This window comes from Pseudomonas sp. 05N433 (genome assembly GCF_056396925.1).
Genome location: NZ_JBFTML010000038.1, coordinates 1 through 19,655, shown reverse-complemented (window position 1 = coordinate 19,655; position 19,655 = coordinate 1). Strand labels below are relative to the sequence as shown.

At 60.6% G+C, this 19,655-nt stretch carries 21 protein-coding genes; 12 read left to right on the top strand and 9 right to left on the bottom strand.

The genetic code is table 11. The features are described from left to right. Positions 1-53: 53 nt before the first annotated feature. From glcD to hglS, 4 genes are all read left to right on the top strand, one after another. Entirely contained in the window at positions 54-1,553 is a 1,500-nt protein-coding gene (gene glcD, locus AC1DIS_RS19950) for a glycolate oxidase subunit GlcD (protein ID WP_477744564.1), read from the top strand. Next, the gene (glcE, locus tag AC1DIS_RS19945) at positions 1,553-2,602 is read left to right on the top strand and encodes a glycolate oxidase subunit GlcE (RefSeq protein WP_477744563.1); all 1,050 of its coding nucleotides are present in this window, start codon (positions 1,553-1,555) and stop codon (positions 2,600-2,602) included. The genes glcD and glcE overlap by 1 nt, the downstream gene beginning before the upstream one ends. Next, positions 2,603-3,820: a glycolate oxidase subunit GlcF gene (gene glcF, locus AC1DIS_RS19940; protein WP_477744562.1), complete on the top strand. Its 1,218-nt coding sequence runs from the start codon at positions 2,603-2,605 to the stop codon at positions 3,818-3,820. 129 nt (positions 3,821-3,949) lie between these two features. Further along, on the top strand, positions 3,950-5,341 hold the full coding sequence (hglS, locus tag AC1DIS_RS19935; protein WP_477781038.1) for a 2-oxoadipate dioxygenase/decarboxylase HglS: 1,392 nt from the start codon (positions 3,950-3,952) through the stop codon (positions 5,339-5,341). Between the two features lie 121 nt (positions 5,342-5,462). Here the strand turns inward: hglS and AC1DIS_RS19930 are convergent, their stop codons facing one another. After that, on the bottom strand, positions 5,463-6,236 hold the full coding sequence (locus tag AC1DIS_RS19930) for a tellurite resistance TerB family protein (protein ID WP_138867220.1): 774 nt from the start codon (positions 6,234-6,236) through the stop codon (positions 5,463-5,465). A 107-nt stretch (positions 6,237-6,343) separates the two neighbouring features. Here AC1DIS_RS19930 and AC1DIS_RS19925 point away from each other — a divergent pair, with 107 nt between their 5' ends. The 3 genes from AC1DIS_RS19925 to AC1DIS_RS19915 all read left to right on the top strand — a co-directional run bounded on the left by AC1DIS_RS19925 (position 6,344) and on the right by AC1DIS_RS19915 (position 8,027). Beyond that, positions 6,344-6,709, top strand: coding sequence for a VOC family protein (locus tag AC1DIS_RS19925; protein WP_018928044.1), 366 nt, complete (start codon positions 6,344-6,346; stop codon positions 6,707-6,709). A gap of 197 nt (positions 6,710-6,906) precedes the next feature. Next, positions 6,907-7,629 carry a phosphatidylcholine synthase gene (pcsA, locus tag AC1DIS_RS19920; protein ID WP_018928045.1) on the top strand — a complete coding sequence of 241 codons (723 nt, stop codon included), beginning with the start codon at positions 6,907-6,909 and terminating at the stop codon, positions 7,627-7,629. An 11-nt stretch (positions 7,630-7,640) separates the two neighbouring features. Beyond that, positions 7,641-8,027: a DUF488 domain-containing protein gene (locus tag AC1DIS_RS19915; RefSeq protein WP_477744560.1), complete on the top strand. Its 387-nt coding sequence runs from the start codon at positions 7,641-7,643 to the stop codon at positions 8,025-8,027. Here AC1DIS_RS19915 and cuyB read toward each other — a convergent pair. Both cuyB and AC1DIS_RS19905 read right to left on the bottom strand, forming a co-directional pair. Then, positions 8,024-9,523: a cysteate racemase gene (gene cuyB, locus AC1DIS_RS19910; RefSeq protein ID WP_477744559.1), complete on the bottom strand. Its 1,500-nt coding sequence runs from the start codon at positions 9,521-9,523 to the stop codon at positions 8,024-8,026. The genes AC1DIS_RS19915 and cuyB overlap by 4 nt on opposite strands. A gap of 11 nt (positions 9,524-9,534) precedes the next feature. After that, positions 9,535-10,827: a dicarboxylate/amino acid:cation symporter gene (locus AC1DIS_RS19905; protein ID WP_064617014.1), complete on the bottom strand. Its 1,293-nt coding sequence runs from the start codon at positions 10,825-10,827 to the stop codon at positions 9,535-9,537. Positions 10,828-11,061: 234 nt separating this feature from the next. On the opposite strand from AC1DIS_RS19905, the gene AC1DIS_RS19900 reads away from it, so the two are divergent. Together AC1DIS_RS19900 and AC1DIS_RS19895 are read left to right on the top strand one after the other, a co-directional pair. Further along, a complete protein-coding gene (locus AC1DIS_RS19900; RefSeq protein WP_018928049.1) occupies positions 11,062-11,985 on the top strand; it encodes a LysR substrate-binding domain-containing protein in 924 nt (307 codons plus the stop codon). A 92-nt stretch (positions 11,986-12,077) separates the two neighbouring features. Continuing rightward, positions 12,078-13,004 (top strand): universal stress protein, encoded by a 927-nt coding sequence (locus tag AC1DIS_RS19895; RefSeq protein WP_064617013.1) that lies wholly within the window; start codon positions 12,078-12,080, stop codon positions 13,002-13,004. A gap of 143 nt (positions 13,005-13,147) precedes the next feature. Here the strand turns inward: AC1DIS_RS19895 and AC1DIS_RS19890 are convergent, their stop codons facing one another. After that, positions 13,148-13,960 (bottom strand): class I SAM-dependent methyltransferase, encoded by an 813-nt coding sequence (locus tag AC1DIS_RS19890; RefSeq protein ID WP_064617012.1) that lies wholly within the window; start codon positions 13,958-13,960, stop codon positions 13,148-13,150. Between the two features lie 37 nt (positions 13,961-13,997). Beyond that, entirely contained in the window at positions 13,998-14,270 is a 273-nt protein-coding gene (locus AC1DIS_RS19885; protein WP_018928052.1) for a DUF4242 domain-containing protein, read from the bottom strand. A 232-nt stretch (positions 14,271-14,502) separates the two neighbouring features. Here AC1DIS_RS19885 and AC1DIS_RS19880 point away from each other — a divergent pair, with 232 nt between their 5' ends. Continuing rightward, positions 14,503-14,961 carry a GNAT family N-acetyltransferase gene (locus AC1DIS_RS19880; protein ID WP_018928053.1) on the top strand — a complete coding sequence of 153 codons (459 nt, stop codon included), beginning with the start codon at positions 14,503-14,505 and terminating at the stop codon, positions 14,959-14,961. A 17-nt stretch (positions 14,962-14,978) separates the two neighbouring features. Here the strand turns inward: AC1DIS_RS19880 and AC1DIS_RS19875 are convergent, their stop codons facing one another. From AC1DIS_RS19875 to AC1DIS_RS19865, 3 genes are all read right to left on the bottom strand, one after another. Then, positions 14,979-16,187, bottom strand: a complete 1,209-nt coding sequence (locus tag AC1DIS_RS19875; RefSeq protein WP_018928054.1) for a cytochrome c biogenesis protein DipZ — start codon at positions 16,185-16,187, stop codon at positions 14,979-14,981. An 88-nt stretch (positions 16,188-16,275) separates the two neighbouring features. Continuing rightward, positions 16,276-16,506 (bottom strand): hypothetical protein, encoded by a 231-nt coding sequence (locus AC1DIS_RS19870; protein ID WP_477744558.1) that lies wholly within the window; start codon positions 16,504-16,506, stop codon positions 16,276-16,278. A gap of 50 nt (positions 16,507-16,556) precedes the next feature. Then, on the bottom strand, positions 16,557-16,820 hold the full coding sequence (locus AC1DIS_RS19865; protein ID WP_019649304.1) for a DUF2790 domain-containing protein: 264 nt from the start codon (positions 16,818-16,820) through the stop codon (positions 16,557-16,559). A gap of 317 nt (positions 16,821-17,137) precedes the next feature. Here AC1DIS_RS19865 and AC1DIS_RS19860 point away from each other — a divergent pair, with 317 nt between their 5' ends. Next, the gene (locus AC1DIS_RS19860; protein WP_477744557.1) at positions 17,138-17,878 is read left to right on the top strand and encodes a response regulator; all 741 of its coding nucleotides are present in this window, start codon (positions 17,138-17,140) and stop codon (positions 17,876-17,878) included. After that, entirely contained in the window at positions 17,875-19,185 is a 1,311-nt protein-coding gene (locus tag AC1DIS_RS19855; protein ID WP_477781037.1) for an ATP-binding protein, read from the top strand. Before AC1DIS_RS19860 ends, AC1DIS_RS19855 begins: the two co-directional genes overlap by 4 nt. A gap of 202 nt (positions 19,186-19,387) precedes the next feature. Here AC1DIS_RS19855 and AC1DIS_RS19850 read toward each other — a convergent pair. After that, the coding region (locus AC1DIS_RS19850) for a hypothetical protein (protein WP_477781036.1) at positions 19,388-19,655 on the bottom strand (268 nt) is incomplete at its 5' end.

Below are 19,655 nucleotides of genomic sequence, written 5' to 3'. Positions count from 1 at the left end.
GGGTTGGCAGATAATTCGGGGGGATGCTCGGCGATTCATACGAGGCGCGATTGATGAACATTCTTTACGACGAACGCATCGACGGCGCCCTGCCCAATGTCGACAAGGCCGTGTTGCTCAAGGCCTTGCAACAGGAGGTGCCGGACCTGGACATCCTCTGGCGCGAGGAAGAACTCAAGCCCTACGAATGCGACGGTCTCTCGGCCTATCGCACCACGCCGATGCTGGTGGCCCTGCCCCGGCATCTTGAACAGGTGCAGGCACTGCTCAAGCTCTGCCATGCCCGGAACGTGCCGGTGGTGGCGCGCGGGGCCGGCACCGGGTTGTCCGGCGGTGCGCTGCCGCTGGACAAAGGCGTGTTGCTGGTGATGGTGCGATTCAACAACATCTTGCACATCGACCCCGCCACCCGCACCGCACGGGTCCAGCCAGGGGTGCGCAACCTGGCGATTTCCCAGGCAGCGGCGCCCTTCGGTTTGTATTACGCACCGGACCCGTCCTCGCAAATCGCTTGCTCAATCGGCGGCAATGTCGCGGAAAACGCCGGTGGCGTGCATTGCCTCAAGTACGGCCTGACTGTGCACAACCTGCTGAAACTCGAAATCCTGACCCTTGAAGGCGAACACCTGACCCTCGGCGCCGACTCGCTGGACGCTCCGGGGTTTGACCTGCTGGCGCTGTTTACCGGCTCCGAAGGCTTGCTGGGGATCATCACCGAAGTCACGGTCAAACTGCTGCCCAAGCCTCAGGTCGCCAAAGTCCTGCTGGCCAGTTTCGATTCCGTGGAAAAGGCCGGTCGCGCGGTGGCCGAAATCATCGCCGCCGGGATCATACCCGGTGGCCTGGAAATGATGGACAACCTGGCGATCCGCGCCGCCGAGGATTTCATCCACGCCGGTTACCCAGTGGATGCCGAAGCGATCCTGCTGTGCGAACTGGACGGCGTCGAAGCCGATGTCCATGACGATTGCGAGCGAGTCCGCGAGGTGTTGCAACAGGCCGGCGCCAGCGAGGTGCGCCAGGCCCGGGACGAGGCCGAGCGCGTGCGGTTCTGGGCCGGACGCAAAAACGCCTTCCCGGCCATCGGCCGCCTCTCGCCGGATTACTACTGCATGGACGGCACCATCCCCCGCCGCGAACTGCCCGGCGTACTCAAGGGCATCGCCAGCCTGGCGCAAGAATATGGCTTGCGGGTAGCCAACGTGTTCCACGCCGGCGACGGCAACATGCACCCGCTGATCCTGTTCGACGCCAACCAGCCCGGCGAACTGGAACGGGCCGAAGCCCTCGGCGGCAAGATCCTCGAACTGTGCGTGAAAGTCGGCGGCAGCATCACCGGTGAGCACGGCGTGGGCCGGGAGAAAATCAATCAGATGTGCGCGCAGTTCAACAGTGACGAGTTGACCTTGTTTCACGCGGTGAAAGCCGCGTTTGACCCGCAGGGGCTGCTCAACCCCGGCAAGAACATCCCGACCCTGCACCGCTGCGCGGAATTCGGCGCGATGCACATTCACGCAGGAAAACTGCCGTTCCCTGACCTGGAGCGTTTCTGATGGCAGATTTCGATGCCAGTGAAGCCCTGCTCGACCAGGTCAGGCAGGCGCTGGAAAACGCCACGCCGCTGCGCATTCAGGGAGGGAACACCAAGGCCTTTCTCGGCCGTGAAGTGGCCGGCGAAGTGCTCGATACCCGCGCCCACTGCGGCATCGTCAGCTATGACCCGACGGAACTGGTGATCAGCGTTCGCGCCGGCACACCGCTGAGCGAACTGTTTGCCGCGCTGGATGCCGCGGGGCAAATGTTGCCCTGCGAGCCGCCGTCGTTCGGCGAAGGCGCCACGGTCGGCGGGATGATCGCGGCGGGGCTGTCCGGGCCACGGCGCCCGTGGGCCGGCTCGGTGCGGGACTTTGTCCTCGGTACGCGGGTGATCAGCGGCCTGGGCACTCACCTGCGCTTTGGCGGCGAAGTGATGAAAAACGTCGCCGGTTATGACCTGTCGCGCCTGATGGTCGGCAGTTACGGCTGCCTCGGGGTGCTGACCGAAGTCTCGCTCAAGGTGCTGCCCAAACCCCGGCAATGCCTGAGCATCAGCCTGGACATCGACTGCGCCCGCGCCTTGGCCAATCTGGCGCAATGGGGCCAGCAACCGCTGCCCATCAGCGCCGCCAGCCACGACGGCCAGCGTTTGTACCTGCGCCTGGAAGGCGGCGAAGGCTCGGTCGCGGCGGCCCATCAACGGCTCGGTGGCGAGCCGCTGGACTCGGGCTATTGGTCCGACCTGAACGAACAACGACTAGACTTTTTCAATGAAGGCCTGCCGCTGTGGCGCTTGTCATTGCCCAATAACCTCGGGCCACTGGACTTGCCCGGCGAGCAGTTGATCGACTGGGGTGGCGCGCAACGCTGGTTGAAATCCGCAGCCGATAACATTCAATCACTGGCTCAGCAGCACGGCGGCCATGCCACCTGTTTCAGCCATGGCGTCACAGAAACGCCTTTCCAGCCCCTGGCCCCGGCGCTGCTGCGCTATCACCGGCAACTCAAGGCGCAACTGGACCCGCAAGGGCTGTTCAACCCTGGCCGGATGTACGCGGAGTTCTAGATGCAAACCAACCTTAGCGAGCAGTCCCGGAAACTGCCCCGCGCCGAAGAAGCGGACAAGATTCTGCGCACCTGCGTGCACTGCGGGTTTTGCAACGCCACCTGTCCGACCTATCAACTGCTCGGCGACGAACTGGACGGGCCACGCGGGCGCATCTACCTGATCAAGCAAGTGCTCGAAGGCGCCCCCGCCACGGCCCAGGCCCAATTGCACCTGGATCGCTGCCTGACCTGCCGCAACTGCGAAACCACCTGCCCGTCCGGGGTGGATTATCACAACCTGCTGGACATTGGCCGCGCCGTGATCGATCAAGCAGTGCCGCGCCCGGCCAGCCAACGGCTGTTGCGTCAGGGCCTGCGGGCATTGGCGCCAAACCCGAACCTGTTCAAGACCCTGCTGCAGATCGGCGCCACTTTCCGGCCGTTGCTACCACGGGGGGTTGAGGCGAAGTTACCCCACGACCTCCCTGCTCCGGGCGAACGCCCCGTCCCTCGGCATGCGCGCCAGGTGTTGATGCTCGAAGGCTGCGTACAACCCGGTCTGTCACCGAACACCAACGCCGCGACGGCGCGGGTGCTGGATCGGCTGGGAATTAGTGTGATTGCGGTGCCGGAAGCCGGCTGCTGCGGTGCGCTGGACTATCACCTCGACGCCCAAGCCGTGGGCCTGGACCGCGCCCGACGCAACATCGACGCTTGGTGGCCGTACCTGGAAAGCGGCGCCGAAGCCATCGTGCAAACCGCCAGCGGCTGCGGCGCATTCATCAAGGACTACGGGCATCTGCTGGAGCGCGACCCGGTTTATGCGGCCAAGGCACGGCGAGTCAGCGAAATGGCGCTGGACCTGGTGCAAGTGCTGGCCGATGAGCCGTTGGAGCGAGTTTGCGCCGCCACCGACCGACGGATCGCCTTTCACTGCCCCTGCACCTTGCAGCACGCACAGAAACTCGGCGGCGCGGTCGAGGCCGTGTTGACGCGGTTGGGCTTCAATCTCACAGCTGTACCCGACAGTCATTTGTGTTGCGGCTCGGCGGGCACCTATTCGATCACCCAACCGGAGTTGGCCCGGCAACTGCGCGACAACAAACTCAACGCCCTGGAAAGCGGCCACCCAGAAGTCATCGCCACCGCCAACATCGGCTGCCAGAGCCACCTCAACAGCGCCGGGCGTACCCCAGTCAGGCACTGGATCGAATTGGTGGACCAAGTGCTGCGTTGACCGAGCAGCCTGAGTGGCAAGAACAGTCCTTGGCAGAATGAAGTTCGTCAGAAACTTCGTTTGTCGGCGCCGCCGAAGGCTGCGATCTTTTCCGGCATCCGTTACGTCACTGCGCCAGGAATTTTTTTCATGAGCCACCCGAATTTCGTCAGCCCTGACCTGATCCGCCAACGCTTCTCCAAAGCGATGTCCGACATGTACCGCGAAGAAGTGCCGCTGTACGGCGCGCTGATGGAACTGGTGGAGCAGACCAACCGCCACGTGCTGGACAGCGACCCGCAAATCGCCCGACAGCTGCACAGCACCGGGGAAATCCAGCGGCTGGACCTGGAGCGCCACGGTGCAATCCGCGTCGGCACCGCCACTGAACTGGCAACCCTCGCCCGCCTGTTCGCGGTGATGGGCATGCAACCGGTGGGCTATTACGACCTGACCCCGGCCGGCGTGCCGGTGCATTCCACTGCATTTCGTGCCGTGCATGAGGCGGCGTTGCAGGTCAGCCCGTTCCGGGTGTTCACCTCGCTACTGCGCCTGGAACTGATCGAAGACACCGAACTGCGGGCCTTTGCCCAATCAGTGCTGGACCAGCGTTCAATCTTCACCCCGGCCGCGCTGACGCTCATCGAGCGCGCCGAAACCCAGGGCGGCCTGACCGAATACGAGGCGCAAGACTTCGTCGCACAAGCCCTGGAAACCTTCCGCTGGCACCACAGCGCCACCGTCACCGCCAAGCAGTACCAGCAACTCAGCGCCCAGCATCGACTGATCGCCGACGTGGTGGCCTTCAAAGGCCCACACATCAATCACCTGACACCACGCACCCTGGACATCGACATCGTCCAGGCACAAATGCCCGCCCATGGCATTACCCCCAAAGCGGTGATCGAAGGCCCACCCCGCCGCCAATGCCCGATTCTGCTGCGTCAAACCAGCTTCAAGGCGCTGGACGAGCCTGTCGCTTTTACCGATCAAGCCGAGATGTGTGGCAGCCACAGCGCCCGCTTCGGTGAAATCGAACAGCGCGGCGCGGCGCTCACACCTAAGGGCCGGGCGCTTTACGACCGTTTGCTCAACGCTGCCCGGGATGAGCTCAAGGAGTTTCCCAACGAAGCCAATGCCGCACGCTACAACGCGCTAATGACGCAGCACTTTGGCGAATTCCCTGACACCGTTGAGGATATGCGCCAACAGGAACTGGCGTACTTTCGCTACTTCGTGACCGAAAAAGGCCTGGCGGCGGATGGGCTGAAAGACGCGTCGCTGGAGGATTTGCTCCGCGACGGGTATGTACGGGTTGAACCGCTGGTGTACGAAGATTTCCTGCCGGTCAGTGCGGCGGGGATTTTTCAGTCGAACCTGGGGGACGCGGCGCAAACCCACTATGGCGTGCATTCGAACCAACAGGCGTTCGAAAAGGCGCTGGGACGGCCGACGATTGATGRGTTGGGCTTGTATGCCGAGACGCAGCGGCGATCGATCGAAGAGTGTTTTGCAGCATTGGGCTTGAAGGTTACCGATTAGGCGTTATGGCCGCGAAAAGATCGCAGCCCTGCGGCAGCTCCTGCAGGAATACGTATTTCATGCAGGAGGGGCCGCCTCGTCGTTCGTCGCGTCGTTGCAGGCACGGCACGTTTTCAACCTTTTAAGCCGCACCGCCCTTGGCCTGTTGCTCCAGGTGCAGTTGCAGCTCTGGATCGATCTTCAGCGCAGCGGCCAGTTCATCCAGATAATTGCGCTCGGCGTCCTGCTGATCGTCCACCAGCATCACGCTGGCCAGGTACATCTCGGCGGCCATGCCCGGGTCCTGAGCGGACTGCGCCACATCGGCGGCATCCAGCGGCCGGGCGACTTCGTCATCGAGCCATTGTTGCAGTTGCGGGTCGTCGGTATGGCGGCCGATTTCAGTGCTGATCATTTGTTTCTCGGCGTCGTCGATACGGCCGTCGGCCTTGGCGGCGGCGATCAAGGCGCGAAGGATGGCGTGGCTGTGGTCTTCGATTTCCGGACCGGACAACAGATCAACGGTACGCGGCGCCTGTTGGGGTGCCGAGGCCTGGCTGCGTTGCCATGCCTGATAGGCCTGGAAGGCCATCATCCCCAAAGAGGCCAACGCCGCATAGTTGGTGCCGCCCGAGCGCGATTGGCTTGAACCGCCCGAAGGGGAACCGCCGCCCAACAGACCACCGAGCAAACCTCCCAGACCTCCGCCGCCAGCACCTCCACTCGCGCTGCCACCCAACAGGCCACCGAGCAAGCCACCCAAGCCGCCTTGAGTCGACGCCGCACCACCACCTTGTTGCGACAACGAGCCCTGGCCGGCCCGCAGTAATTGCTCAAGCAAATCGCTGGTGTTCATGACGACGTCCTCATTGATGGGCAGAAACCAAGTCAGGCAACGATAGTCCTCGCCGGACATTCCGCCAACTCCGTCTGGCTGACGTCAAATGGTGCCCCTTCACACTCCTGACAGAAACTGACAGCGCCTCCTTTTATGCTGCGCCCACCTTCTAATGGAGCAACCCCATGATCACTCCCCGTTTCATTTTGCTTTTCGTGGACAACCCCGCCGTCAGTGCACGGTTTTATGAGTTTCTGCTGGAGCGCAAGCCCGTGGAAGAGTCGCCGACCTTCGCCCTGTTTGTCCTGGACGACGGCTATAAACTGGGGCTCTGGTCGCGGCATACCGCCGAACCTGCAACGACTGTAACGGGCGGCGGGACCGAGCTGGCGTTCCCGGTGGAGTCTGCCGAACAGGTCGATGCACTGTTTGCCAAGTGGAGCGCTCTCGGGCTGACCATGCTGCAAACACCGACCGAACTCGACTTCGGTCGCACCTTCGTCGCCCTTGACCCGGATAGCCATCGGCTGCGTGTGTTCTTTCCTCATTAAGCTGACAACACTGGCATACAACGCTCATGACGTACCCCGGATATTTCCGGGGTATTTTTTTGCGCGGCGTCTAAGATTCAAAGGTGGTGAACCTTATCCCCGAAAATCCGGTCGATACCTGCAACCCGATCCGGTTTGCCGACGCCCTCAATAGCAGGGTGATAACTGGCTTGCTTCATTTTCTGGAGAACGCCCCCGTGATATCCACCGTACACATCGCCAGGCTCAAAGCATGGGGCGCCCATGGTTTTACCGCCACCGGCGTGGTCACTGCTTTCCTCGCGACCCTCGCCCTGCTGGAGAACCAGCCCACCCATTGCCTGCTGTGGCTGGGCGTGGCGCTGATCGTCGACGGGCTGGACGGCGCGCTGGCACGCAAGGTCAATGTGCAATCGGTGCTGCCAAGTTTCGACGGCTCGATCCTCGACCTGGTGATCGACTACCTGACGTATGTGTTTATCCCGGCGCTGTTCATCTACCGTTACATCCCGTTGCCGGACTACACCCTGCTGCTGACCGTGTCGCTGATTCTGGTGTCGTCGCTGTTCTGCTTCTGCAACGTCAACATGAAGAGCAAGGACAACTACTTCCAGGGCTTCCCGGCCGCGTGGAATGTGGTTGCGTTGTGCCTGTACATCATCGGTCCGTCGCCGTGGATCACGTTGCTCACCGTGATCGGCCTGGCGCTGTTGACCGTGACTCGAATGAAATTCCTGCACCCGTTCCGCGTGCGCCGCTTCATGCCGATCAACATTGCCGTGACGGCCATCTGGTTGCTGTGCAGCTTGTCGCTGGTGCTCAACCATCCGGTCATCAATCCACTGGTGATGGGCCTGTGGCTGCTGATGTCGGCGTACTTCCTGGGGATCTGCATCTGGCGCACGGCGCTGGAGTGGTTCGACGGCTCGCGGCTCAAATAGGCACTGCACTCATGCCCATCCATATCGTGCGACTCGGTTCACCTCGCACCGCAAATGAAGGCCTGCGCCTGGGCACGGTACGCCGCCCGCCCCGTGGCGTACCGAAGGCCGAATTCGCCAGCCGTGATTTCTATGATGTGTGGCAACCGCTGCTGTCCCCCAGCCCCGAACTGGTGGCCGAAGCCAAAGCGGCAGAAGATGCCAAAGCCTGGGAGACCTTCAAGCGCAAGTTCAAGGCCGAGATGAACCATCCCGCGCCCAGTCAGCTGCTGGACCTGCTGGCCGCCCTCTCCCATCAAACCTCGCTGGCCGTGGGGTGTTATTGCGAAGACGAAGCGCACTGCCACCGTTCCGTATTGCGGGAGTTGCTGGAGGCACGGGGCGCAAAAATTATTTAGCCAAGATGCAAATTTGATCGCTCGCCCGAATGTTCACGGGCAAGCTGAATACACTTCATAGCCAGAATGGTCGTCGGGTCGATCAATGCCACTTGATGCCCCTTGATCATGAAGGCCTCGCTATGCTGCAGCACCAGCGGCAACTCCGTGCATCCCAGGATAAGCACATCGGCGCCCAGTTCACACAAGTGCTCGGCGGCGATCAGGAGTTGGTCCCTGCAAAGGCCCTCGGTGAACCCGGCCTTGATCCCGAGCGCCCCATAAATCGCATCCATGACCAGCGCCTGGTAATCCACCCCGGGGGCGACTATGTGCAACCCGACTCGCCGGGCGGCCTCGTGGTAGACCTGACTCTTGATCGTGCCCGACGTCGCCAGCAGACCGACTGTTTTCCCGGCGCCATACCGCTGAACGATGGCCTCTACCGTCTCGGCAAGCATGTTCACAATGGGTACGCGCAAGTGTGCCTGGATGCGCTCGACGAATGCGTGGGCGGTGTTGCACGGGATCGCAATCGCATTGGCTCCTGCACTTTCAAGCCGCTTGCAGGTGGCATACATCGCCATCGTCGGATCGGTTTCGTCATTCAGCAAATTGGCGGTGCGATCAGGAATCTGGGGGTTTTGTTCGACCACCATCTTGATGTGCTCCTGGTCACGGCCGGCCGGTGTATGCGCAACCACCTTGCCCATGAAATCGACCGTTGCCGCAGGCCCCACCCCGCCGACGATCCCAAGCTTGAAGGGTGGGCGATTCGACTGACCTTTCTGCTGGGTCGCGAAGACGGCATAAATCTCATTGATATCCAGCACCGTGATGCCCCGCCGCTGCAGGTCGCCGCTGACCAACGAGAGCTCGGTCATGCCCGGCAAGACCATCGTGGCCCCCTGCTCCTGAAGCGACAGGCAGGCCTGATACACACATTCCAGCGGTACACCGTCAAGGTAGCCATCCTTGATGCCGTTGACGCCATACATCGCTTCCATCAACCCCGATTGTTCGTCGGCACCTGGATAAACGAGTTTGAAGTCGGAGCCGAAGTAGCGTTCGAACAAACCGGCGTGACGAACATAGTCTGAGGCGAGAATGCCCAATACCGTGCCGGGTTCAACAACATGATCGATGTGCCTGCGCAATGCGGCCATCATGTCCAGAACCGGTATGCCTATCTCCTCCTGTATCTCTTCGCGGAAAGTGTGACTGGCAAAACACGGCAGTACGATCGCGCTGACCCCGCTGGCCTCGAAAGTCTGACAGACCTGGAAAACATAGAACTTTCTGGAGGTCATGCTCGCGCCCCGATCCAACGGCATCAGCACATCTTTGAACGGGTGTTGCTCGAACAGGAAGTGATAGCGGCCTTGATCCTCAAGCACCGCCCTGGACTTCACCAACTTATAGAAAAGATCGCCGCCGGCCAGTGAGCCAAGCCCGCCGACGATGCCCAGTTTGTGTACCAATGAAGACTCACGGGATGGCTTTGATTTCGTTTTCATGGTGATAGCGCTCAGACGGTGGCTACAGAGCGAACAGGCAGTGGGGACACCTCGGTTTGCGGCACGTCGTCCGGCTCTTCGAGAGGCTCGGATTTAGCGATCACGGCTGTTGCGATGCTGTTGCCCACCACATTGGTGGCCGTCCTGGCCATATCGAGGAACTGATCAATACCGATGATCAGCAAAATGCCAGCCTCTGGCAGATTGAACATGGGCAACGTCGCCGCCACGACCACCACCGAAGCCCGGGCAACACCCGCCATGCCCTTGCTGGTAATCATCAGCGTCAGCAAGATCAGCAGCTGCTGCGTAAAGCTCAAATCAATGTTGTAGGCCTGAGCGATGAACATAATGGCGAAGGCTTGATACATCATCGAGCCGTCGAGGTTGAATGAGTACCCCAGTGGCAGTACGAAGCTGGATACCCGCTTGGGTGCGCCGAACTTCTCCAGCGCTTCCATGGTTTTTGGATAGGCGGACTCACTACTGGCCGTCGAGAATGCCAGCAAAATGGGTTCGCGGATCAACTTGCCCAGGGTAAAGACTGAACGCCCCAGAAACAGGTAGCCGGCAGCGAACAACACGCCCCATAGAATCACAATGCCCAGGTAGAACTCGGCAATCAGTTTTCCATAATCGACCAGCAAGCCGAGACCTTGGGTGGTGATGGCCGAAGCGATGGCGGCAAAGACACCAACTGGCGCAAAGGCCATGACATAGTCAGTGATCTTGAACATCACCTTGCCCAGTTCTTCAATGCTGTCGGTGATCTTCGTATAGCCAGCGCGCTTGATGCCTGCCAGCGCAAAGCCGAAAAACAGAGAGAACACTACAATTTGCAGAATCTCATTGTTGGCCATGGCTTCTGCGATGCTTCGAGGGAACACGTGACTGATGAATACCTTGAGGCTGAAGTCACCCGTGCTGACAACGGCCGGCGCCGCTGCGCCTTGAGTCACCTGCAGATCCAGACCCGCGCCTGGCTGGAACACATTCACCAGCAACATGCCAATGAACAGCGAAATGATTGAGGCCGACACGAACCAGATCATCGCCCTCGCGCCGATCCGCCCTACGGATCGGGAATTACCCATGCTGGCAATACCACCGACCAGTGTGGCGAACACCAAAGGCGCGATGATCATCTTGATCAACCGCAGGAAAATGTCCGTCACCATCGAGAAGTAGGAGGCGATCTCCCTGGCGGCTTTCTCATCCGCTGCGAAATGATGGCAGGCCCAACCTGCAAGGACGCCCAAGGCGATAGCCATCGCAATCTGGCGGGGTAGTCTGTTTCTTTTCACGGTGCATTTCCTCAAGTGGTTTTGTAGGTCTTTTTACTTGGCAGGAGACAAGATTGAAGTGCCCCGATGTTCTGCGGCAGCGGGGTTGTGGCACCGATTCTAAGGACGCCATTCACGCCGGATGATGAGTAATCACCATAGGCTGATGCGTTTTTGGAATAGTTTGCGAAATTCCCTTAATGGCGCCATTGCACCGCAGTAAACTCTTCGCCAGAGACGCAATGAGGTGCCAGCATGCAAACCAAATGGTTGGACGATCTTCTGGCGATTGCCGAATGGAAGAACTTTTCCCGAGCGGCGGAAGTGCGTTGCGTCACGCAGTCCGCGTTGTCCCGGCGGATTCGTTCACTTGAAGAATGGGTGGGCGCCGAACTGGTGGATCGCGGCACTTATCCTGTCCAGCTGACTCAAGCGGGCCGCAGCTTCTGTGAAGAGGGGCGCGAGGCGCTGTCGGCGTTGCTGCAATTGCGCCTGGCCCTTCGCGAAGGCGAACGAATGCCGGGGCGCTCGATTCAGGTCACCGCCGGGCACAGTCTTTCAATGACCTTCCTGCCTAAATGGCTCACCCAGTTTCAACAGCAGAATGAGCCCTTCAATGCTCGCGTGGTGGCTGCGAACATCCACGATGCGGTGATTGCGCTGGAGGAAGGCAGCTGCGATTTGATGATCGTCTACCACCATCCCCTCGCCCCGATCCAGCTCGACCCCGAGAAGTTCGGCAGCTTGACCCTGGGGCATGATTCGTTCGTTCCACTGTGCGCGCCGGACAATAACGGCAAACCGTTGCATCGGCTGCCGGGGACGGCCGCCAAGCCAGTGCCGCACCTGGCCTATACCGCGACCACTTTTTTGGGTCGCGTGGCCGATATCGTCATCAAGAATGCACCGACTGCTTGCGTGCTTGATCGTTGCTTTGAGGCGGACATGGCCATGTTGCTGATGAGAATGGCGATCGAGGGCTACGGCGTTGCCTGGCTGCCCCTGAGCGCCGTGACCGATGAACTGGAGCGAGGGCAATTGGTGCTGGCCGGCGGCGATGAATGGAAGACCCGGCTGGAGATTCGTTCGTATTGTTCGATCGCCAATCAGAACCCGACGATGCGCGAGCTTTGGAAGACGCTTGAGACCGCATCGCGAGCAAACCCGCTCCCACATTAGAACCGGACGAGGGGTTGATCATGGTCAATAATGAAAGGATTGAGATGTATTGAACGACCACCGTCTGCTCGCTTACCCACGGGAGGTTTGTCATGTCTGGTGAATCACGCTTCATGCTGGTCGCTTCACCGCTGATGGAGCACAGCCCCGCCTTCGACCGGGCCGCGATGCTGGCCAAGGCCGAGGGGGCGGCCCTGCACATCGTGGCCTTCGACTATCTGGAAGGTCTGGCGACCGCCAGCCTGGTCAACGAAAAAGCCCTGGAACAGATGCGCTTGGGCTACGTCGAGCGTCACCGCCAGTGGCTTGAGGAACAGGCCCATCCCTTGCGCAAGATCGGTGTACACGTCACCACCGAGGTGGCCTGGGTCGAGCATCCGCTGGAGGAAATCCTGATTCACCTCAAAGAGCAGCCGATGGACGTGCTGATCAAGGCGCTGGAGCATCAATCGCGGCTGTCGCGACTGGTGTTTACGCCCCTCGACGTGCATTTGCTGCGCGAATGCCCGGTGCCGCTGCATTTCGTCAGCCATGCCACTCGCGCGTTGCCGCGCAAGATCGTCGCCGCGGTCGACCCGCTTCATCGCGACGATCACTACAAAAGCTTCAACGACAGAATCCTTCACGAAGCATCGAAACTGGCGAGCGCCTGCAATGCCGAGCTCGATGTGGTCTACGCCTGTGACCTTTCAGCCATCAGCGCGGATGAGTTCAACTTCTATAACGGTTCGGCGCTTTTCTCTTCAGGCCAGATCAAGACCCTGTTCGACCTCCAGGAGGATGCGTTCAACGAACTGGCCGCGCGCAACGGCATCGCGCCGGAGCAGCGGCACATGATCATGGGCAACCCGACCAAGGTACTGACCCACTACACCGAGACCCATGATGTGGATGTGATCGTCATGGGCCGGATCGGCCATCGCGGCATGGGCCGGTTGATCGGCAGCACGGTGGAGCATGTGCTGTACAAAATGCCATGCAGCGTGTGGGTGGTGTATACCGAATCACTGGATGAGTGACAATGCCATTAAGTTAAGGCACAGAACCTGTAGGAGCGWGGCTTGCCCGCGAAGAATGCRCCGCGGTTTTTCAGGTATTACGCGTCATCGTTCTTCGCGGGCAAGCCTCGCTCCTACAGGATTTTYGTCGCTCCGTTCCCGGTTCAACGCCGGGTGATCACCACCTCCAGGTATTCGCTTGGCACCACCAGCGACCGCTCTCCCGCTCGGTTCAGGCGCTTGAGCAGTTCCGTCAGGTCGTGTTCCAGGGCGGCGGACCCTTCGGGTGGCAGGGTCGCAAAAGCCTTGTGAACCGGGCCATACCAGGTGCGGAAGGTGTCGATGAAATGGGCGGCCGAACGATAGCGGAAGTTGAATAAGCGTCGTGTCACCTGAAGCACGAAGTCGCGCTGATCGAAGTGCGAGTGCAACCACGCTTCGGAGCCCCAGTTTGAAGGTGGTTGAGCCCCTACGGGTGGCGGCATGTGGCGCCCCAGGACCTTGAACATCTGGCCGACAAAGCCCTCGGGCGTCCAGTTGGCAAGGCCAATCCGGCCTCCCGGACGACACACCCGCGCCAGTTCCGCAGCCGCCTTGGGTTGATCCGGGGTAAACATCACCCCAAAGGTCGAGAGCACGGCATCGAAACTGGCATCCTCGAAAGGTAGCGCCTCGGCATCGGCCACCTGAAAGGTCACGTTCAGGTGTTCCGCCCGTGCCCGGTCTTCGCCACGCTCAAGCAACTTGGCCACATAGTCGGTGGACGTGACCTTACAGCCCCGGCGCGCAGCGGCAAGCGTGGCATTACCGTTGCCCGCAGCGACGTCCAGCACCCGCTCATCACAGAGCAAGTCACAGGCTTCGGCCAATAGCTCGCCGACGATCTGTAGGGTGGTGCCGATCACGGCGTAGTCGCCGCTGGCCCACGCAGTCATCTGACGGTTTTTCAGGGCGGTGAGATCAATGGGTGTGCTCATGAAGTCTGCTCCGCTGCGGGTTGGAACGCGTCCCGGCTTACTCCGCCGTGGTGGGATCGATGATGTTCACAACTCGGGAAACGCTGTTGATCGGAAAACCACCTTGTTTGGCATGCTCCCTGATGAGCTCCTCGCTCGGCGCGATGTACACGCAATAAATCTTGTCGCCCGTGACGTAACTCTGCTGCCATTGCACTTGCGGCCCCAATCCACGCAACACATCGCAGGATTTTTGCGAGATCGCTTTGAGTTCCTGCGGCGGCAGTGCGCCAGCTCCTGGAAGCTCGCGTTCAATAATGAACTTAGGCATAACCCTCTCCCTTTCATGATGGTGATGGCAGGGTCGCAAGTGACCCCGTCCACAAACTAAAGCTCCCGGACAGGTATCCGTCCTGCCCGGTCGTCCGGCAGACTCACGAAATGCGCCGGTCTCCGATGCATGGTCATGCGTTTGTAACGCAGGATTAACACCCGGCCCACGGGATTGCCGATGCGCCATGAATCAGCTCTTATGGGCCACCGTCTTTTGAAAGGATTCCCCCATGCCTCGCCTGGACTGGCTCGCTCACCACATGCACCACAGCGACATCTTTGCTTCATGGATTCACCAACAATTCCACTATGAATACGCCGACCAGCCCTTGCCTCAGTGGCAACGGGAATTCGCTGACGGCCAATTTGACGGCACATGGCAATGTTTGATCGCCCTGGATGAAGACCGCCTGCTGGGTGGTGCGGCACTGGCCGCCGCCGACCTGGCTCACCGGCCTGACCTGGGTCCTTGGCTGGCTTGTGTGTTCGTCACACCCCAAGCAAGGGGAAAAGGATTGGCGGAGCGTTTGATTGAAGGGATATGCGCGCAGGCCAGGGAACGTGGCGTGGCGAAGATCTATTTGCACACCCGGGACCAAAGCGATTACTACGCCAGACGCGGATGGACAGTGCTGGAGCGTTTTCAGGCCTGGGAAAACGACCAATGGCTCATGGTGCGCAACCTGTGAGCCATTGATTGGAAAGGTCACGCGGCAGGCGCCTTGGCCTCTTCCAACAGCTGCCGGATCATCTGCTCCTGAGTCTCGTAGCGACCCTCGCCAAAGTGGCTGTAACGCACCTGCCCCTTGGCATCGATCAGGTAGTGAGCCGGCCAGTATTGGTTGTCGAAGGCGCGCCAGATCGCGTAGTTATTGTCGATCGCCACCGGGTAGGTGATACCGAGTTTTTTCACCTGATCGCGAACGTTGTCGAGGATGCGTTCGTAACCGTATTCCGGGGTGTGCACGCCGACCACCACCAGGCCGTCCTTTTCATATTTTTTCGCCCAGTCCTTCACGTAGGGCAAGGTGTGCTGGCAGTTGATGCAGTCATAGGTCCAGAAATCCACCAGCACCACCTTGCCGCGCAGGGAGTCGTTGCTCAGCGCTGGCGAGTTGAGCCATTCGACCGCGCCGGAGAGTGACGGCATCGCACCTTTGGCCGCGTCCATCGGGTCGGCCTTGACCTTGCTGACCAGGTAATCGACCACTTTCGGTACGGTTTCCAGCACCTGCTGTTCAACGGTCGTGACGCCTTCGGACGAAGTGCCGGCGAGCAGCCTGTTATCGGTTCCGGTGGCGATGACTGCCGCCGCGACCAACACCCCGGCACCGGCGCCGCGACGCAGCCAACCGGTGACCGGAATCGACGGTTTCAAGCGATTGACCAGGCCGCGACCGGCGAAGATCAAGGTGCCCAGTGACAACGCGCTGCCCAGGCCATACGCCACCAGCAGCAGACTGGTCTGCACGTTGGCGCCTTGCAGCATGGCGCCGGTGAGGATCACCCCGAGGATCGGCCCGGCACACGGAGCCCAGAGCAGACCGGTGGCGACGCCAATCATCACCGAGCCCAGCGGGCCGGACATTTTGCGAGTGTTGGGGTCGAGGCGATTGCCCAGCAACACGAACGGTCGCGCCAGCCAGCCGCCGATGCGCGCGGAGATCAGCGACAGCGCAAACAGCACCATCACGATCAGCGCCACATGGCGGCCGGTGTTGTTGGCTTGTATCACCCAATCGCTGCTGACCACGGCCAGGCTGGAGATCAGGGCGAAGGTCAGGGCCATGCCACCGAGGGTGAGCAGGATCGAGGTGCGTGTGCGTTTAACACCGGCAAACAGAAACGGCACGACCGGGAGGATACAGGGGCTGAGGACGGTCAAAATGCCGCCCAGGAATGCGATGAGAAACATGGGGATCACCTTGAATATACGAGTCCGATGTGGGAGCGAGCCTGCTCCCACACTGGGAATATTGAGTTCATCGGAACAGTGCCTGGCTTCAAGCCATCTGGTTTTCCAACTGCTGGCCCTGTGGCGTCCGGCTGGAGCCGTTCTCTGCAAGCAATTGCCCCTGCGGTGTGCGGCTGGAACCATCCTCAGCCACCAGCGGCGTCAGTTGGAAGCAGGTGCTGCTACCACAGCTGCTCTGTTCAACAGCCGCGTTGGCATGAGCGGCGACGCCGGCTATGGAAAAGACGATGGCGGTCAAAAAGCGGGTGGCGTTGTTCATGGAGTTATTCCTGTTTCAAAAAAGGGATTGATAACGGGTGAGCAAAGGACTCAGTTGTCTTCGTTGCAGTTGTCAGCGAATTTGCGGTAATCAAGGGCCTGGGTTTTGCCTTGGGAATCCAGGTAGGTCATCCGCGCATTCACAATCCCGCAGGAAGGCGTGGCGTCCTCTTTCATCGACAGCACTTTCTGGATGTCCAGGTGCGTGCCATAGGTGTAGGTTTGCGGGGTGACATTGGCTTCGGCCCGGGCCGACAAGGTGCAGATGTTCAGGGCGGCAAACAGGCAGGCGGCGTAGACGGCTTTGGTATTCATGGTGGTTTCCTCGGGGCTTCAATGGGTCAATCGTTGCCAAATCGTTGATGGGGCCGAGGCGGTTTGGGTTTGCCTCGATGGAAGCCATTAGAAGCCCGCGAGGTATCCCGTCTGTGTCTGGAACAGGCGCGAGTAAATTGCTATGTATCAGCACCGGCCGGCGATACACAGCGATACAAAACCCCTGAAACCGGCTGTTTTTGCGTCCCCGTGTATCCGCCGACAGGCCAGATACACTGCAATACAAACCGCTGCGGGCGAGCGAGCCTTGACTCGGTAGACTGCGCGAAAACTCCTACTCAAGAGGCATGGCGACCATGGAACACGTCGATCACATTCTCATCGTGGACGATGACCGCGAGATCCGGGAACTGGTAGGCAATTACCTGAAGAAGAACGGCCTGCGCACCACCGTGGTGGCGGATGGACGGCAGATGCGCGCGTTTCTGGAGACCACGCCGGTGGACCTGATCGTGCTCGACATCATGATGCCGGGCGACGATGGCCTGCTGCTCTGCCGTGAGCTGCGCGCCGGCAAACACAAGGCCACGCCGGTGCTGATGCTCACCGCGCGCAACGATGAAACCGACCGCATCATCGGCCTGGAAATGGGCGCCGACGACTACCTGGTCAAACCGTTCGCCGCCCGTGAACTGCTCGCCCGGATCAACGCCGTGCTGCGCCGTACGCGGATGCTGCCGCCGAATCTGGTGATCACCGAAAGCGGTCGCCTGCTGGCGTTCGGTCGCTGGCGCCTGGACACCTCGGCCCGGCATCTGCTGGACCAGGACGGCACCATGGTCGCCCTCAGCGGCGCGGAATATCGTTTGCTGCGGGCGTTCCTCGATCATCCTCAGCGGGTGCTCAATCGCGACCAGTTGCTCAACCTGACTCAAGGACGCGACGCCGATCTGTTTGACCGCTCCATCGATTTGCTGGTCAGCCGCTTGCGTCAGCGCCTGCTGGACGATGCCCGGGAACCGGCCTACATCAAGACCGTACGCAGCGAAGGCTATGTGTTTTCCCTGCCGGTGGAAGTGCTCGGTGCGCCGTCATGAACCTTGCGCTGCACTGGCCCCGCACGCTGGCCTCGCGGCTGTCGCTGATTTTCCTGATCGGCCTGATCCTCGCCCAGGCGCTGTCCTTTGGCGCGCAGTACTACGAGCGTTATGAAAGTGCGAAAAATACGATGTTGGGCAATCTGGAAACCGACGTTTCGACCTCCCTCGCCATCCTCGACCGCTTGCCCGCCAACGAACGAGCGAGCTGGCTGCAGCGCCTGGAACGCACCAACTATGGTTATCTGCTGAATGAAGGTTCGCCCGGCACACCGATGGCGCCCAGCGATGTGCCGATTGCCGTCCCCTCGATTCAGGACGCCATCGGCCATGAATATCCGCTGACTTTTACCGACATCCCCGGCCCGAAGAAACACTTCCAGGCCCACCTGAAATTGAAGGACGGCAGCCCCGTCACGATCGACGTGCGCCCCGCGATGGTGCCTTTGTCCMCGTGGTTGCCGGCGGTATTGCTGGGGCAACTGGCGCTGCTGATCGCCTGCACCTGGCTGGCCGTGAGAATCGCCATCCGCCCGCTCACCCGCCTCGCCCAAGCCGTGGAAACCCTCGACCCCAACACCCACGCCGTGCACCTCGACGAAAAAGGCCCGACCGAAGTCGCCTACGCCGCCAGGGCGTTCAATGCGATGCAAGCGCGTATCGCGGCGTATCTCAAGGAGCGCATGCAACTGTTGGCGGCGATTTCCCACGACCTGCAAACCCCGATCACGCGCATGAAACTGCGTGCCGAATTCATGGACGACTCCAGCGAAAAAGACAAACTGTGGAATGACCTCGGCGAGATGGAACACCTGGTGCGCGAAGGCGTGGCCTACGCCCGCAGCATCCATGGCGCCACCGAGGAAAGTCGCCGCACCGATCTGGATTCGTTCCTCGACAGCCTGGTGTTCGACTATCAGGACATGGGCAAAGACGTGCAGCTGGGCGGCAAAAGCGCCGCAGTCATCGACACCCGGCCCCATGCCTTGCGGCGAGTGCTGGTTAACCTGGTAGACAACGCGCTGAAATTCGCTGGCGCGGCTGAGTTGTGGGTGGAAACGAAGGCGGACGGCAGCTTGTCGGTGAAGGTCATGGACCGAGGGCCGGGGATTGCCGAAGAGCAATTGGCCCAGGTGATGCAGCCGTTCTACCGCGTGGAGAATTCGCGTAATCGCAGCACCGGCGGGACCGGGTTGGGGTTGGCGATTGCCCAGCAATTGGCGCTGGCGATTGGCGGGGCGCTGACCTTGAGCAATCGCGTGGATGGTGGGTTGTGTGCGGAGCTCAAGTTACCGAAGCCCCAATAAGCACCGCCCATCCAATGTAGGTGTGGTGTTTGGGGGATTGTGTGCAGTCAGGCCCTTGTGGCGAGGGAGCTTGCTCCCGCTGGGCTGCGCAGCAGCCCCAAAACCTACACCACGGATTAGCCAGACACACCGCAGAATTCGGTTTACGACTGCTGCGCAGCCGAACGGGAGCAAGCTCCCTCGCCACAAAAGCCACTCGACATTATTCCGAAGGCCGAGCCCGCAACCGCCGTCCAATGACATCCAGCACATCGCACCCATCCCGTAACGGAATAGCGCAGAGCAAGGCAAAGTCACTGAGAATGAAGGATTCGCACTCGACTGAACCGCGCATCGACATGTTCTCAAGCACCTGAGTGACTGCGCGAATTCGATAGCTGGCAGTGTCATACAAAACATCGATCGGCGCGTGGGTATCGACGAACAGGGTGGGCATGTCGGTGCAGTTGCCGGTGAGGGCCATGAAGCGG

Coding starts and splice junctions, on each gene's coding strand:
- AC1DIS_RS19915 (WP_477744560.1), top strand. CDS start 7,641: ATGCCCATCCATATCGTGCGACTCGGTTCACCTCGCACCGCAAATGAA.
- AC1DIS_RS19925 (WP_018928044.1), top strand. CDS start 6,344: ATGATCACTCCCCGTTTCATTTTGCTTTTCGTGGACAACCCCGCCGTC.
- AC1DIS_RS19865 (WP_019649304.1), bottom strand. CDS start 16,820: ATGAATACCAAAGCCGTCTACGCCGCCTGCCTGTTTGCCGCCCTGAAC.
- glcF (WP_477744562.1), top strand. CDS start 2,603: ATGCAAACCAACCTTAGCGAGCAGTCCCGGAAACTGCCCCGCGCCGAA.
- AC1DIS_RS19875 (WP_018928054.1), bottom strand. CDS start 16,187: ATGTTTCTCATCGCATTCCTGGGCGGCATTTTGACCGTCCTCAGCCCC.
- cuyB (WP_477744559.1), bottom strand. CDS start 9,523: ATGAAAACGAAATCAAAGCCATCCCGTGAGTCTTCATTGGTACACAAA.
- AC1DIS_RS19860 (WP_477744557.1), top strand. CDS start 17,138: ATGGAACACGTCGATCACATTCTCATCGTGGACGATGACCGCGAGATC.
- AC1DIS_RS19900 (WP_018928049.1), top strand. CDS start 11,062: ATGCAAACCAAATGGTTGGACGATCTTCTGGCGATTGCCGAATGGAAG.
- AC1DIS_RS19885 (WP_018928052.1), bottom strand. CDS start 14,270: ATGCCTAAGTTCATTATTGAACGCGAGCTTCCAGGAGCTGGCGCACTG.
- AC1DIS_RS19930 (WP_138867220.1), bottom strand. CDS start 6,236: ATGTCCGGCGAGGACTATCGTTGCCTGACTTGGTTTCTGCCCATCAAT.
- AC1DIS_RS19880 (WP_018928053.1), top strand. CDS start 14,503: ATGCCTCGCCTGGACTGGCTCGCTCACCACATGCACCACAGCGACATC.
- AC1DIS_RS19870 (WP_477744558.1), bottom strand. CDS start 16,506: ATGAACAACGCCACCCGCTTTTTGACCGCCATCGTCTTTTCCATAGCC.
- AC1DIS_RS19890 (WP_064617012.1), bottom strand. CDS start 13,960: ATGAGCACACCCATTGATCTCACCGCCCTGAAAAACCGTCAGATGACT.
- glcE (WP_477744563.1), top strand. CDS start 1,553: ATGGCAGATTTCGATGCCAGTGAAGCCCTGCTCGACCAGGTCAGGCAG.
- AC1DIS_RS19895 (WP_064617013.1), top strand. CDS start 12,078: ATGTCTGGTGAATCACGCTTCATGCTGGTCGCTTCACCGCTGATGGAG.
- glcD (WP_477744564.1), top strand. CDS start 54: ATGAACATTCTTTACGACGAACGCATCGACGGCGCCCTGCCCAATGTC.